Consider the following 14918-nt stretch of genomic DNA (forward strand, 5'->3'; position numbering starts at 1 on the left):
AATCATTGTAAATAGGCTGTGTATATTGAAACCTTAGAGATAAATGCAAACGTTTGCAATATTTATTTGTAAATTATTTATGAATTTATATAGTTTATTTATTGAGCTTATTTATATGTTAAACACTTTTTAGGTCGTTGTTCGCGCCAGCAAAAAATAATAATGCTATATTGTCAGCGAGTTAGATAATTGTATTGATCAGTGGTAAGCGACTATTTAGGAAGATCATGAATAACAAAAAAATTAAATTAACTGATTTAGCGAAAATAGCAGGCGTGTCTACCTCTACAGTTTCGCGTGCGCTTAATGATAATCCGCTAATTAAGCAAGAAACCCGCGATAAACTTCAGCGCTTAGCTAAAGAGCATAATTTTAGTCTTAATACGGCTGCAAGTCGGTTGCGGACACAAAAAACCAATGTAGTTGCGGTTATAATTAACCTTGACGAACAAACAGAGCAGTCGATTAGCGATCCGTTTTTACTTAAAGTAGTGAGCGAAATTAATCTTGCACTTAATCAGCAAGGGTTAGAGCTTTTACTATCTAATTCAATCATGGCGCAAGACGATTGGGCTAATTATTTTATTAATAGCCGCCGTGCAGACGGTATTATTGTTGTAGGTCAAGGTAAAAACCAAACCAATATAGAAAATGCAGCTAACGCAGGTATTCCGCTGGTGGTATGGGGAGACCCTAAAACACCTAGCAACTACCCCATTGTAGGAAGTGATAATTACTTGGGAGGCTTGCAAGCAACAACGCATTTAATAGAGCACGGAGCTAAAAACATTGTATTTTTAGGCGACCCAGAACATGGTGAAATTAGTGAGCGTCATAGAGGGTACTCTGCCGCATTAGCATCCCATAAATTAGAGCAACATGTTGTATCTATTGATATTACAAGTAGCTCAGCGTATCGATCAATTAACCAATTACTGCGTGAAAAAGGTCTTTATTTTGATGCTATAGTTGCATGTAGTGATATGGTTGCCTTAGGTGCCATGAAAGCCTTAAAAGAGCGTTATGTAAGCATTCCTAATGATGTCGCTCTAGTAGGTTTTGATGATATTGCTATGGCCGACATTAGCCACCCTTCATTATCAACTATCCGACAAAACACACAGTACGCAGCCACGCTATTAGTTCAAAAGTTGATGCAGCAACTAGCTGGTGAAAAAGTTGAATCACAAGTAATTGATATTGAACTGATTACCCGCCAATCAAGTAAAAGATAGTTTATAAATCATGTTGAGTTAATGTTAAATTTAAAATGCAAACGATTGCATTGAGGGCTATTCTAAACTAAACTCAAACCTCACTGATATAAACACACACTGTGTATGCACTCGTTATGGGCATACAATAAAGGTCGTTATAGCGTTTAAATAACGCTGAAAAGCGAGGGCAATTATGAGTAAAACAAAAGTCACACTGGCAATTGCAGCAAGTTACTTTATTTTCGCTATTTTGTTAAATAGCGTGGGCACCGTTATTTTGCAGGCAATAAATACCCTTGGGGTAAGTAAAACAGAAGCTTCAGTGCTTGAGGGGTTTAAAGATTTATCCATTGCGATAATGTCATTTGTAGTGGCTTCGTTTATTCCTCGCCTAGGCTATAAACTGGCCATGCTTGGGGCACTTACTGTTGTTGCCCTTGCTTGTGTAAGTACGGCTTTAATTAGTGACTTTTATGCGTTTAAAATTTTATTTGCCGCCATTGGTTGTGGCTTTGCTGTGGTTAAAGTGTCGGTTTACTCTATTATCGGCCAAGTGACAGATGATGCAAATAGCCACTCTTCATTGTTAAACACCATTGAGGGCATTTTCATGGTTGGTGTGTTAAGTGGCTATTGGATTTTTACTGCTTTTATAGATCCAAACGATTCAACCGCGTGGCTCAACGTTTATTACTTGCTAGCAGCTCTGGCCCTAATCGTTATAGCGAGCGTAATTGCTGCGCCTATAAAGCCCGCCATTATAAGTAAAACTAAACGCTCCTGTTGGTTCGATTTTATCGCCATGCTTAAGCTAACATATCAACCGTTGGTACTCATATTTATAATTAGTGCTTTTTTATACGTATTAATTGAGCAGGGCGTCGGTACTTGGCTACCCACATTCAATAATGAAGTTTTAAAACTTCCTATAGCTATTAGTATTCAGCTGGCCAGTATTTTTGCTGCGGCACTTGCATTTGGGCGCTTAGTAGCAGGGCAAGTACTTAAACACATTCACTGGTTTGTTGTATTGAGCAGTTGTTTAATTGCGATGGCCGGCCTCATACTTATTACCCTACCGCTTACTGAGAATGTTACTGAAAATACAGTAATTAGCTTATTTGATGCACCACTTGCTGCATTTATTTTACCGTTAATTGGCTTTTTCATGGCGCCTATTTATCCGGTACTTAACTCAGTTATTCTCAGCGCTCTTGAAAAACATCGTCATGCCGCTATGACTGGCTTAATTGTAGTTTTTTCAGCACTTGGTGGAACAACAGGCTCAATAATAACTGGTTATGTATTTGAGCACTTTAGTGGCCAGCATGCGTTTTACCTTTCTTTGGTTCCCATTAGTTTGATTTTTATTAGCGTGATTTTTTTCAAAAAACGAACCGACGCTATCTCACAACACGCAACAACAGCTTAACAGTAAGGAAAGTTATGAGTTTTTTTGACAGCCAATTATTTAAAGATGTTCAAATGCAGCATGTATTTAGCGACTGTAAAACATTCGCAGATGCAATTGCGCGTGTTAATTGGCAAAGTGCATGTAAAAGCTATGAACAATTAGCGCCTTTAACTAATACGCAGCTTAGTGAGTTTGTAAACGCACACTTTATTACTTCCCCAGTGCTAGCAATGGGCACTGAGGCTGATACGTCATCGGTTAAACATTATATAGACTCGTTATGGAGTGGCCTTAGAAGAGAGGCGGATACCCCGAAGCAAGATTCATTACTAGCACTAAAGCACAGCTATATTGTGCCTGGCGGGCGCTTTCAAGAGATTTACTATTGGGATAGTTATTTTACAGCATTGGGCTTAATCGATGCAGATAAAGGTGATGTAGTTGAAGATATGCTACTTAACTTTGTAGATTTAATTAACGATTATGGTTGTATTCCAAATGGTAACCGTCGCTATTATTTATCACGCTCGCAGCCACCGGTTTTAGCACTCATGGTCGAGTTATTATGGGAACATACGCATAGCAAATCACTCAATACGCAATGGCTTGCTATGTGTGTTGCAGCACTTGAAAAAGAATATATATTTTGGATGCAAGACGCGCAGTTCCTTTCGAGTGATTTATTGGGCTCAAAGCGGGTAGTAAGAATGCCTTGTGGTGGTGTTTTAAATCGTTATTGGGACGATGTAAGTGAGCCAAGAGCAGAGTCATTGCGTGAAGATTTAGCGCTAGCGGAAGGGTTGGCGAAGGAGAAAAAATCTGATTTTTATCGTAATATTCGCGCTGCATGTGAGTCGGGTTGGGACTTTAGTTCTCGTTGGCTTGGTGAGTCTAATTTACTAAGCTCTATTCAAACAACTGATATTGTTCCTATAGATTTAAACTGCCTTATGTATAACTTAGAGAATCAATTAAGCAAATTCTTTCAATTGCTCGGCAATAGTGAACAAGCAGAGCATTACCAATTACTTGCCAGCAATCGCAAGGCGCTTATTAATGCTTACCTTTGGAATGAGCCAACCGGTTTTTTTGTTGATTATAACTGCCGTACAACGACTCAATCTCCAATACTTAGTGCGGCGGCAACTACTGCTTTATTTGTTAATTTAGCCAGTAATGAGCAAGCAATCAAGGTAGCTACAATATTAGCCAATGAATTTTTAAAAGAGGGTGGCATTGTTACAACTATTACTCAAACGCCTCAGCAGTGGGATAGTCCAAATGGTTGGGCTCCACTCCAATGGCTTGCGGTAAAAGGGCTTAATAACTACGGTATTACTCAATTGAGTACACATATAATGCAAAATTGGGTAAATATGGTTGAGCAAAATTTTGCAGTAAATAAGTGCTTACTCGAAAAATACAATGTGTGCACACCAGCGGTTTTAGCCAGTGGTGGTGAATATCAAGTACAGCAGGGTTTTGGTTGGACTAATGGCGTAACGACTCGATTTTATAAATTACTAAGCTACTAATCCGATCTGTTATTTATCTTACAAAAAATTGTTAAAACAAAAGTAATGCAGGTTATGTATTGATTTAATAGGTTTTTATCTGTTTTAGGATGAGAAACGATAACTTTATTTTAATACCAAAATCTCATTGTAAGTTGTATTTGATTTAGGTAATGTAGTGTAAATGTTTCAAGGACGAAATTTATGCCCCATAAAAACTCAGTATTCGTAAAAACTACATTTCAATCATCTTTTCATTCACACAACTACACAGCTATTTTAAGAACACTACAGGCCTTGTTTGGTGATATTAAAATGGACGATGTTATTCCTAAAGCTGAGCAGCGTGCAAATTATGATTTGTTTTTAATAGATGGTGCTAAAAGCAAATGGCAAGATCTCATTCCCGCAGACCTTATTTGTTTAGCTAAACACCATAGTGTTGTTATCTTTAATGTTGATAAAGAAGATGTGTGCGAGCAAAACTTATTGCTTAACCATTTTAATGGTGTTTTTTATAAATCTGATGCGCCAGAAGATATTTTTAAAGGGTTAGTTCGTGTTGATACTGGCGAGCTTTGGTTTACGCGTAAAGTGATTTCAAAAGCTTTTAACGACATTTTAGCCGTGGCATCATCATTTAATAACCTACATGACGACATTGAATTAAAGCAGGACGATTACGATCATTTAACAAAGCGAGAAAAGTCCGTTATTCATTTAATTGCACAAGGTGCGAGTAACAATACAATTGCTGATAAGCTCAACATTAGCGACCACACTGTAAAAACACATTTGTACAGTGCGTTTAAAAAAACTAACTCACGTAACAGGGTAGAGCTTGCGAATTGGGCTCAGCGTTACGTTTCTGTTTTATTACCAATGGCTAAATAAATAGCATATATAATCTCAATTTTTCCTATAAAAAAGGCTACTGTTAGTAGCCTTTTTTATTTGTTATGACGGCCTGTGTAATTAGCTCACTTTTTTAGCCCATAAGCCTTTATCAATGCCTTTTGTTATAAGGTCTGTCAGTGCTTTTTCTATTGCCTGAGTTACACAAATACTCATAGGTTCGTTGTCACTAAAGCCGGCTTCAGCTTCAGCTAGACGTTTGTAGCTTACGTATCTAAAAAAGCCTGCACGCATCTCTTGGCTTAATACTTTTTTGCTGGTGGCCACACTAAGCAACACTTGGCCTGTACGAACATCCACAGCGCGTAGATAAATTGAAATAGCATCTTCACGGTAAAGCTCAGATGCGCCTATACCAAAGTATTCCATACCTAACCCACCCGTTTTTACATTGGTGTCATAGCTTATAATACCGCCCTCTAAAATGATTTTAGCTGTGGTAAGTGGAGGTAAATCAGCCTGGTTAGGGTTATCAGTTTGGCCTGCACGAATAATTTTTCGCTCAGTTAAAATGTTTTGTAAACCTTCACGCTCAACAGGTGTAAACCAATCAGATTCATGCAGTGCTTGTACGAGTATTGAATTAGCACCTTGTGTAACGGCAGTCGAAAACGAACTAACGTTAGTTTGTGGTTTGTATTGACCTGTTTGGTCTCTAAATGAGTAGACCGATACCGGAATGCTGCCAACAGGTTTTGGTAAATTTTTTAAGTCTGCAAATAATTCAGTTGGCTCTAGGCTAATTGCTTTTTGCTGTGATGGTGGAATAAGCTTACCTAAACTTGTACAGCCGCTCAAACCCAGTAATGTTATTGTTATTAGTAGTTTATACATTATCCAAACCTCGGTACTTCAATGATCACAACAGAGTCATCTAATATGTTTGTTATTTTTACTGTAATAGAATCGGTTGTGCTGGTTATAACTTCAATTTGATAATCACCACTCATAAAAATTGAGTCCTGATTAAAAATACTATCTTCAATATCCTCACCAAAAGCCATATCGGTAATTTCTCTTACCATGCGGTTTAAGTAAGTGCGCTCTAAAGAGTCTTGAAATTGTTCAGCATAACCTTTTTCGATTACCGGAGCCTTGTGTTTATTTTGAGCCTGTGCTTTGCTCAGCAGCATATTTGCATTGAGTGGATTACCACCAAAGCTTGGATTTATTGGGGTGTAAATTATTTCAGTCGCGGAAGCTGAAAAGCTTAATATTGTTATTATTATAAGGGCTATTTTTTTCATTTTACCATCCATCTTTAGCCATATCTGGTGTTGATGCAGCCATGTTTGAGCGAGCCATTGCATCTATTACTGTATAAACAGCTTGCTCAACACGTTCATCGAGGGGTTCTAATCTGCGACCTAAATAAGTCGCGTAAACGAGTTGATTATTCATTATTAAAGAAAGTTGTGTACCCGCTTTTGGTATTACGGTTTCTTTTATTTCAATATTAAAACCAGCTGTTGAAGGGAGATCTCGCCAGTAGTTTGAAAATTCATAATAAAATTGATGACCAAAGCGGCTAATACTTCTATCAAGTAATAAGCCATCTATTTCTAGTTCATCCGCAGCATGAGTTGCCCCAGAAAAACATAGGAAAAGTGTGAGTAGGTAACGATTAAAGTTAATATTTTTTTTCATAATTTAAAAAGGGGAGAGGATCGCTCTCCCCACCTCAACAATTACATTTGAGTAATTGTTGCTGCGTTTCCATCACCAATTTGGGTAACAGATACAGTGCTGTCAAAGCCAATTACTGAGCCTTCAACAATATTGTCGTTACCAATTTGAGTAACACTAAACGATACGTTTTCACCACCAACTAAAAATGCTGATTGTTCAACGCCAGTAACCCAGTTACCTTCACCTGTTTGTGAAATATCAATGCTGTGGTTATTGCCTTCAACCATCATATCAATAAGGTTTAACGTGCCACTTTGTGCAATATCAATTTGGTTATTATTACTATCTAAAATGCCAGCAAGGGTAACAATTGCTTCATTTTGAGAGCCGTCTTGAGCAATATCGATGTCATTATCGTTAGATGTAAGCGTTACATCTGGGTATGAAGATTGAACAAGTACGGCATTTTCATCGCCAGCTTGTACTAAATCAACATCATTGCCAGAGCCGTTAAAGTTAGCTAAGTGAATCGAGTTTAAATCACCTATTTGGGCTGATGTAAATTCATTGTCTGAACCAATTACACCCATGTAGGCTTCGTTTAAATCACCGTTTTGCATTGAAGTTAGTTCGTTGTTGTCACCAATTAAATCGGCTGTCATTAAGTTTTCAGCGCCAACTTGTGTTGCTGAAACCTCATTATTAGAACCTTCAAATAAGTTTGATTCAATTGTGTTAAGTGAACCTTCTTGATCTAAATCTATTTGGTTGTCGTCCCCAATTACAGTTGCAAACGTTACCGCATTAGTTAAGCCATCTTGCTCAATTTCAATTTCATTTGCATCACCAGAAATTGCACTAAATGCTACAGCATTACGATCACCTACTTGTTCAACTTCAAGCTCGTTGTCATTGCCTTGTAAACTACTTACTTTAAAGGTACTCCAATAACCGTCTTGAACTAAATCAAGAGTATTTTCGTCGCCTGTAAGCATCGTAATTTCTGCTTCATGCCATTCACCGGTTTGCAGTGAGGTAATTTCATTTGCGTTACCTTGCATATCCATGTTGTAGAACCAGTGACCACCAGTGCCTTGTTCAACATCAATGATATTATCATCACCAGTTACAATATTAATCGCTTCATTATTTACAAAAAAGCCTTGGCCAAATTGTGAAACAAATAACATATTATTATTACCAGTCACTTCAGAGATAAAACCATTAGCAACGCCATCTTGGCTGTATACTTGTAAGTTGTTGTCACCTGTGGTGATTACTTCAGCATAATTACCAAATTGGCTCTGCACAACTTCAGTTTCGTTATTATTACCGGTTGTTGTTACAAGCATGGTGTTGCTATCACCATCTTGTGTAAGTAGTGCAGTATTTTCATTAAAAGTTTGGATAAGAGTCATTGAGTTTTCAACACTTGCTACAGAAACGTTGGTAGCAAGTTCTGAGCTTGATGCTGATTTGTTGTTAGTATCTGCATAAGAAGCAAAGCTAGTACCCATTGCAATTGCAACTGCGCAGCTTAAAAGTGATTTGTTCAACTTCATTATTTTCTCCTTGAAATATTAAAACCAAACACCTTAAATTTTATAGGTTTTATAAGGTATTTGCTGTGTCAGCATGCCGTGCCGATATAATGTTTTGTGATCCGCTTGAAAAGCTCTTAAAGTAAAATTTTTCGATGTAGTTAATAATTATCACTAAACGCTTTGTCATTATTTTTAACTTACGTTTAATAACTGTTAATTATTAAGTACCCAATTACTGTATTCCTCAAATGTATTTTCTGAAATCATCATTTTTTACCAATTTTTTAATTTTTATTTTTCAGTGGGTTATGGTGCGGTTGTTGAGGATTTTATTAATTCAATCTAAAAGCAGTAAAAATCTCCGACCCTTTATTAGGTAAATGGCTTTGCGTGAATTTCATTAAAAGGTCTGTCTTTAGTGTTTTTTTTATACTTTAACTGGTCAAAATTGTTGGTTTTAACAACGTTTTTATTTTTTAACTTGTTAAATGATTAGTTTGGTTGTTTCCTTAGGGTATGCCATGTGATCCCTTGTACTCGAAATAGTGAAAGAACATGCTTAGAGCATCTAAGCTAACCCAAAAAAAACTATGGATAGAACAATGAAAACAAAATTATCTATTATTACTCTTGCCTTACTTCCGTGCTTAGCAGCTGCAAAAGTTCCTGATGTGGGTGTAAAGCAATCTGTAACTGCTAGCAGTGATTCTATAATTGTTAAATATAAAAGTAATGCAACGAAAGAAATGCGTAAGCAGGCTCGTTCATTAGTTAAAGCTAAAATTACTGATCTAAATAAAGATGAACTTGATGACAGCTATACGTCTTTACTTTCAGGTCGCTTAGCTAAGTTTAAAGTGTCGGGAATGAGCACTAAAGACGCAATTGCGCTTTTAAAGTCTCATCAAGCTATTGAATATGTAGAGCCTGATTACCAAGTAAGCATTGCACGTACGCCAGATGATCCTCGTTTTGATGAGCTTTGGGGCTTAAATAATGATGGCCAAACGGGTGGTACAGCAGACGCTGATATTGATGCAGTAGAAGCATGGGATATTTCGACAGGTAGCCGCGATGTAGTGGTAGGTGTAATCGATACGGGTATTGATTACAGCCACAGTGATTTAGCTAGCAATATGTGGGTAAATAGCAGCGAAATACCAGGAGATGGTATTGATAATGATGGTAACGGTTTTATAGATGACGTGCATGGTATAAATGCCATTACTGACAGTGGCGACCCTATGGATGACGAAGGCCATGGTACACACGTTTCAGGTACTATTGGCGCAAGTGGTGGCAATGGTATTGGTGTTGTAGGTGTTAACCATGAAGTATCACTTGTTGGTTGTAAGTTTTTAGATGCTGCGGGTAATGGCTCAACATCAGACGCTATTAAGTGTATTGATTACATGGTTAGCCTTAAAAACTCAGGCGTTAACTTACGCGTATTAAATAATAGCTGGGGTGGTGGCGGTTACAGCCAAGCACTAGCAGATGCAATTGCATCGAGCGAAGCGGCGGATTTACTCTTTGTAGCCGCAGCTGGTAACGATACTATTGATAACGATGTTAACCCGCATTACCCATCTAACTACGAAAACGCAAGTGTATTATCGGTTGCAAGTACGGATCAAACCGATGGTATTTCATGGTTTTCACATTATGGTTTAACAAGCGTTGATATGGGCGCGCCGGGTAGTGCTATTTTATCAACTACACCAGGTGAGAGCTATGCATCTTACTCAGGCACATCTATGGCAACGCCACATGTAGCAGGTGCTGCAGCGTTAGTGTTGTCAATTAATCCTGAGCTTAGCACTCAAGAGCTGAAAGATTTACTAATGAACTCTGGCGATGCAAATGCTGCGCTACAAGGTGTAACGGTTGCAGGTACTCGTCTTAATGTTAACCAAGCGCTTATTGATGCAGACCCTACACCTGGCTTTAAAATATCAGCCGATCCACTTACGCAACAAATTGAAGCAGGCCAAGCTACTAACTACACATTTACAATTGGTTCAATTGCCGAATGGGATGAAGAAGTAACGCTTGAGTTATCAACAACATTAGGCGGCGCTTATTTATCATCGCTTACAGCGCGCCCAGGCGATGAAGTAATGCTAAATGTTGAAACCGATACTAACACTCAGTGGGGCGAATACGAGCTTACTGTAACAGCTACAGCTGGTGATATTGTTAAAGAGCAGTCAGTTAAATTAATGGTTCAACCTGTTGGCTTAAACGACTTTACTTACAGCAGTAACACAAGTGTTGATATTCCTGATAACTCGCCAGTAGGTGCAGTGTCAGTAATTAATGTTCCTGATGACTTAACAGTATTTGGTACTACTGCTGATGTAGATATTTCGCATACTTACTCAGGCGACTTAGTGGTTAAGTTAGTATCTGCTCAAGGCACACAAGTAACGCTACAAAGCAATGTGGGTGGTTCAAACGACGACATAGTTAGAAGCTTTACTTCTGAATCATTTAACGGCGAAGTTGCTACAGGCGATTGGACACTACAAGTAGAAGATACTGCTGCAGCCGATACCGGCACAATTAATGGCTGGTCATTAACGCTAAGCGCTATTGGCGAAGTTAGCCCACAACCACCACGTGCTAGTTTTGACGTTGAGACACAAGGCTTAACAGTTAACTTTATTGATTCAAGCACTGATTCAAATAACGATATTACACAGTGGAGCTGGAGCTTTGGCGATGGTGCAACATCATCTGATCAAAACCCTATGCATGTGTATGCAGCATCAGGTAATTACGATGTAGAACTAACGGTAACAGACAGTGAAGGCAATACAAGTACATCAACTCAAACGGTTGTTGTAAGTGATGTAGAGCTAGAAATCACCTTAAAACGTGCTAATAAGTCTCGCCTTGATACTATGCGTGTAGAGCTTAGTTGGGAAAGTGTTGGCGCTGAATCACTAAGTGTTTACCGTAATGGTGAGCTTGTAGATACTACTGCTGACCGAGGTCGTTACCGCGACTACGTACGTGGTGCTACATTACCATCGTACGATTACCAATTATGTGTAACTGAAAATGTATGTTCTAACATCATTACGGTTTCATTTAACTAACTACTCCTAAAGTGACTTTAAGCCCAGCATTGCTGGGCTTTTTTTATGTTTTAAAAAAATATAAACTATGCTTTTTTATACGGATGGGTTTTAAGCCAGTGCTCGGCTATTTGCTCACGTGTGGCAAACCAAACCTGATCATGCGAGCGAGCATATTCTAAAAACCGTGCTAATGCTTTTATTCTTCCTGGTCTGCCAATTAGGCGGCAATGCAAACCTATCGACATCATCTTTGGGGCGTTTTCACCTTGTGGGTCGCCTTCCTCGTATAGTGTATCGAATGCATCTTTTAAGTAATTATAAAACTGATCCCCGGCATTAAAACCCTGCACGGCAGCAAAGCGCATGTCGTTTACATCAAGCGTGTAGGGCACTATTAACTGTGGTTTACCTTCTTTAATACTGTAAAAAGGTAGGTCGTCGCTGTAATCGTCGGCATCATATAAAAACGAGCCATTTTCTACCACAAGGGCTGCTGTGTTAGGGCTTGTGCGCCCTGTGTACCAGCCTTTGGGCTTTTTACCGGTAAGCGTTTGAATGATCTCAATGGCTTGTTGCATATGCTCGCGTTCGGTTTGCTTATCTATATTTTGATAATTAATCCAGCGCAGGCCATGGCTTGCAATCTCGTGGCCCGCTTTAACAAAGGCTTTAGCTACATCGGGGTGGCGCTCAAGGGCCATCGCCACTGCAAAAATGGTGACCGGTATATCGTATTTTTTAAATAAACGCAGTAGCCTCCACACGCCAGCGCGTGAGCCATATTCGTAAATAGACTCCATGCTTATATGGCGGTCTTCAACATGCGGGGCACTGACTATTTCAGATAAAAATGTTTCGGCCGCTGCATCACCATGTAATACACAATTTTCGCCGCCTTCTTCGTAATTTAATACCACTTGCACGGCAATACGTGCTTTATTGGGCCAATTTGCATGGGGTACATCTGGACCATAACCAATTAAATCGCGCGGGTAGTTTTTAAATTGCTCGCTCATTTTATTGCTCCTTTTTAAGTGCTGAGAGCCAAGCGCCTAGCGTTTCGCGCTCTGTGTCTGTCATTTTGGTCATATTGGCCAGTGGCATATCTTTGGTTATAACCGCGCGGGTATGAATAAGCGTGCTGGATTTTTTTACATCACTAATAGAGTCGAGTTTAAAGCCTAGCGGCGCGGTTTGAAAAAGCTCAGAGGTGGGTGTTTCGCTGTGACACTGTGTACAGTGCTTGCTAATTATATCCCACGCTTGTGCGTCGGTAATACTTGTTTGTAAAGGCGCGCTTTCGCCTGCATTTGTTGGTGTACTGGGCCAAGGGGCTATGGCGAGCATAAGAGCAAAAAAAGCTGCAATACCGCTTACAAGTACTGAGGGTTTATTAATACCTTGATGTTTTAAGTTAAAATAATGGCGTATCCACATACCAATACCAAACAGCGCAATTAAAATAAGCCAGCCAAAGTTGTGGCTGTAGGTATAAGGAAAGTGGTTGCTCAGCATTATAAATACCACAGGTAACGTGGCGTAGTTATTATGAATAGAACACAGCTTTGCCTTTAAACCTGGCGCTGAATCAGGGATTCTACCGGCTTCTACTTCACTTACCATATAGCGTTGCCCTGGCATAATAATGTGATACACATTGCCAACCATACAAGTACCAATAAGTGCACCTACATGAATATACACAGCGCGGTCGCTAAATAATTGATCAACCCCAAAAGTCCACAGAGCTAATAAACCAATAACTACAGCAATAAACACTTTGCCGTTTTCGACCAGTGAGGTTTTACACAATAAACGATAAACACCATAACCTAAGCCAATAAAACCAAGGGATGCGCCAATAGCTGCAAATTTACTTAGCTCACTTTTACTGTTATCAATTAAATACACATCGGCGCCAACATAATAAAGTAAGCTAAATAGTAATATACCGGTGATCCACGTTGTGTAGGCTTCCCACTTAAACCAGTGCAAAGTATGCGGCATTTGTTCAGGGCCATTTTGATACTTAGCCACTTCGTAAAAGCCACCACCATGCACGGCCCATAAATCGCCTTTTATGCCTTTATCTATTTTCCACTGCGGTGGTGTTTGTAGGTTGTTATCAAGCCATGCAAAATAAAATGAAGCGCCAATCCATGCTATACCAGCAATAACATGAAAATAACGCAGTACTAAATGAGCAAGCTCAAATAAATAGTTTTCCATAACGGTTAAGCCTCTTCTAATACCGGTGAGCGGGTGTCTGAAAATTGATTGTTATCATCGCGCTTATACACACTTTTACCCATAATGTAGGTTTGCTCAACGCAGCGGTCGTCGCCTAACATCATCATTGCAAATAATTTTTCATGCAGGGTTTTGGCATGCTGTATTCTAAATTTTAAAAATGGGGTTGCTGAACAATCCATTACAATAAAATCGGCTTCACAACCGGCTTCAAAATTACCAATTGTCCCTTCTAAATCGAGCGTTCTAGCACCGCCGAGTGTTGCTAAATACAACCCTTTAAATGCTGAAAACTTTTGACCTTGTAATTGCTGAATTTTGTACGCTTCGTTACCTGTTTGTAGCATAGAAAAGCTTGTTCCCGCGCCTACATCGGTACCCATGCCTACGTTTATGCCGTGCTCTTCACAGGCTTTTAAATTTAAAAGTCCTGATCCTAAAAATAGGTTTGAGGTAGGGCAGTGCGATATTGCCGCATTGTTATCTGCAAGGCAGCATAGCTCGCGCTCAGATAAATGAATACTATGGGCAAATACTGAGCGTTTACGTACCATTTTTGCTTGCTCGTATACGCCTAAGTAATCTTCGGCTTCTGGAAATAGTCCTTTTACCCATTCGCACTCGTCTTTGTTTTCAGATAAGTGTGTATGCAGGTAGGTGTCTGGGTATTCTTCAAGCAACTGAGTACATTTTTGAAGTTGCTCAGGGGTTGATGTGGGGGCAAAACGCGGTGTAACTGCGTAGCTTAACCTATCAATATTGTGCCATTTTTCGATGAGGGCTTTAGATTCGTCATAACTTGTTTGCGCGCAATCAGATAAGTCGTCAGGGCAGTTACGGTCCATCATTACTTTACCGGCAATCATGCGTAAATTGCGTTTTTGTGATTCTTTAAAAAACGCATCAACCGATTGCGGATGCACAGTGCCAAATACAAGGGCAGTGGTTGTGCCATTGCGCAGCAGCTCGTCTAAAAAGCGGTTAGATATCTCTTTTGAATAATGCTCACAGGTAAACTTTTTTTCGGTTGGGAAGGCGTATTCGGTGAGCCAACTTAAAAGCTGCTCGCCATACGCGCCTACCATTTCGGTTTGCGGCAAATGTATGTGTGTGTCAATCATACCAGGCATAACGAGTTTGCCATCGTGGCGGATAACACGCGCTGATTTATCAATTGTTGGCAGTATGTCGTGCTCATAGCCAAGTTTAACTACTTTGCCGTGCTTGATAACTAATGCGCCTTTTTCAAAAAAACGATGGGCGTTTTCGCCAGCAATGGCAGGGTCGTCAACAAAGTCGAGTATATCGGCACAAACTACTGTTAAGTCATTATTGTTTTGTGTGCTCAT

The 14918-nt window shown here is 39.4% G+C and carries 12 protein-coding genes; 5 read left to right on the plus strand and 7 right to left on the minus strand.

Features of this window, described 5'->3' with window-relative positions; genetic code table 11:
• Window positions 1–227: 227 nt before the first annotated feature.
• The 4 genes from H5160_RS12905 (at window position 228) to H5160_RS12920 (ending at window position 5039) form a co-directional block, all read left to right on the plus strand.
• Window positions 228–1235, plus strand: a complete 1008-nt coding sequence (locus tag H5160_RS12905; protein ID WP_182719966.1) for a LacI family DNA-binding transcriptional regulator — start codon at window positions 228–230, stop codon at window positions 1233–1235.
• Between the two features lie 175 nt (window positions 1236–1410).
• On the plus strand, window positions 1411–2649 hold the full coding sequence (locus H5160_RS12910; protein WP_182737690.1) for a sugar MFS transporter: 1239 nt from the start codon (window positions 1411–1413) through the stop codon (window positions 2647–2649).
• Between the two features lie 14 nt (window positions 2650–2663).
• Entirely contained in the window at window positions 2664–4166 is a 1503-nt protein-coding gene (locus H5160_RS12915; protein WP_182737691.1) for a trehalase family glycosidase, read from the plus strand.
• A 183-nt stretch (window positions 4167–4349) separates the two neighbouring features.
• Window positions 4350–5039 carry a LuxR C-terminal-related transcriptional regulator gene (locus H5160_RS12920; RefSeq protein WP_024595599.1) on the plus strand — a complete coding sequence of 230 codons (690 nt, stop codon included), beginning with the start codon at window positions 4350–4352 and terminating at the stop codon, window positions 5037–5039.
• Window positions 5040–5120: 81 nt separating this feature from the next.
• Here the strand turns inward: H5160_RS12920 and H5160_RS12925 are convergent, their stop codons facing one another.
• From H5160_RS12925 to H5160_RS12940, 4 genes are read right to left on the minus strand one after another with little or no spacing between them, the layout of a single operon-like run.
• Window positions 5121–5894 (minus strand): CsgG/HfaB family protein, encoded by a 774-nt coding sequence (locus H5160_RS12925; protein ID WP_182737692.1) that lies wholly within the window; start codon window positions 5892–5894, stop codon window positions 5121–5123.
• Complete coding sequence (locus H5160_RS12930; protein ID WP_024595597.1) at window positions 5894–6319, minus strand: curli assembly protein CsgF; 426 nt, start codon at window positions 6317–6319, stop codon at window positions 5894–5896. The genes H5160_RS12925 and H5160_RS12930 overlap by 1 nt, the downstream gene beginning before the upstream one ends.
• Window positions 6309–6707 (minus strand): curli production assembly/transport protein CsgE, encoded by a 399-nt coding sequence (locus tag H5160_RS12935; RefSeq protein WP_024595596.1) that lies wholly within the window; start codon window positions 6705–6707, stop codon window positions 6309–6311. Before H5160_RS12935 ends, H5160_RS12930 begins: the two co-directional genes overlap by 11 nt.
• 41 nt (window positions 6708–6748) lie before the next feature.
• Window positions 6749–8251, minus strand: coding sequence for a curlin (locus H5160_RS12940; protein WP_024595595.1), 1503 nt, complete (start codon window positions 8249–8251; stop codon window positions 6749–6751).
• Window positions 8252–8835: 584 nt separating this feature from the next.
• Here H5160_RS12940 and H5160_RS12945 point away from each other — a divergent pair.
• On the plus strand, window positions 8836–11337 hold the full coding sequence (locus tag H5160_RS12945) for a S8 family serine peptidase (RefSeq protein WP_154902977.1): 2502 nt from the start codon (window positions 8836–8838) through the stop codon (window positions 11335–11337).
• 65 nt (window positions 11338–11402) lie between these two features.
• Here the strand turns inward: H5160_RS12945 and puuE are convergent, their stop codons facing one another.
• From puuE to guaD, 3 genes are read right to left on the minus strand one after another with little or no spacing between them, the layout of a single operon-like run.
• Complete coding sequence (gene puuE / locus H5160_RS12950) at window positions 11403–12335, minus strand: allantoinase PuuE (protein WP_182695344.1); 933 nt, start codon at window positions 12333–12335, stop codon at window positions 11403–11405.
• Window position 12336: 1 nt separating this feature from the next.
• Complete coding sequence (locus H5160_RS12955) at window positions 12337–13548, minus strand: urate hydroxylase PuuD (protein WP_182737693.1); 1212 nt, start codon at window positions 13546–13548, stop codon at window positions 12337–12339.
• A 5-nt stretch (window positions 13549–13553) separates the two neighbouring features.
• Window positions 13554–14918 carry a guanine deaminase gene (guaD, locus tag H5160_RS12960; protein WP_182737694.1) on the minus strand — a complete coding sequence of 455 codons (1365 nt, stop codon included), beginning with the start codon at window positions 14916–14918 and terminating at the stop codon, window positions 13554–13556.

It is taken from the genome of Pseudoalteromonas sp. SG43-4 (assembly GCF_014164325.1).
GTDB lineage: Bacteria > Pseudomonadota > Gammaproteobacteria > Enterobacterales > Alteromonadaceae > Pseudoalteromonas > Pseudoalteromonas distincta.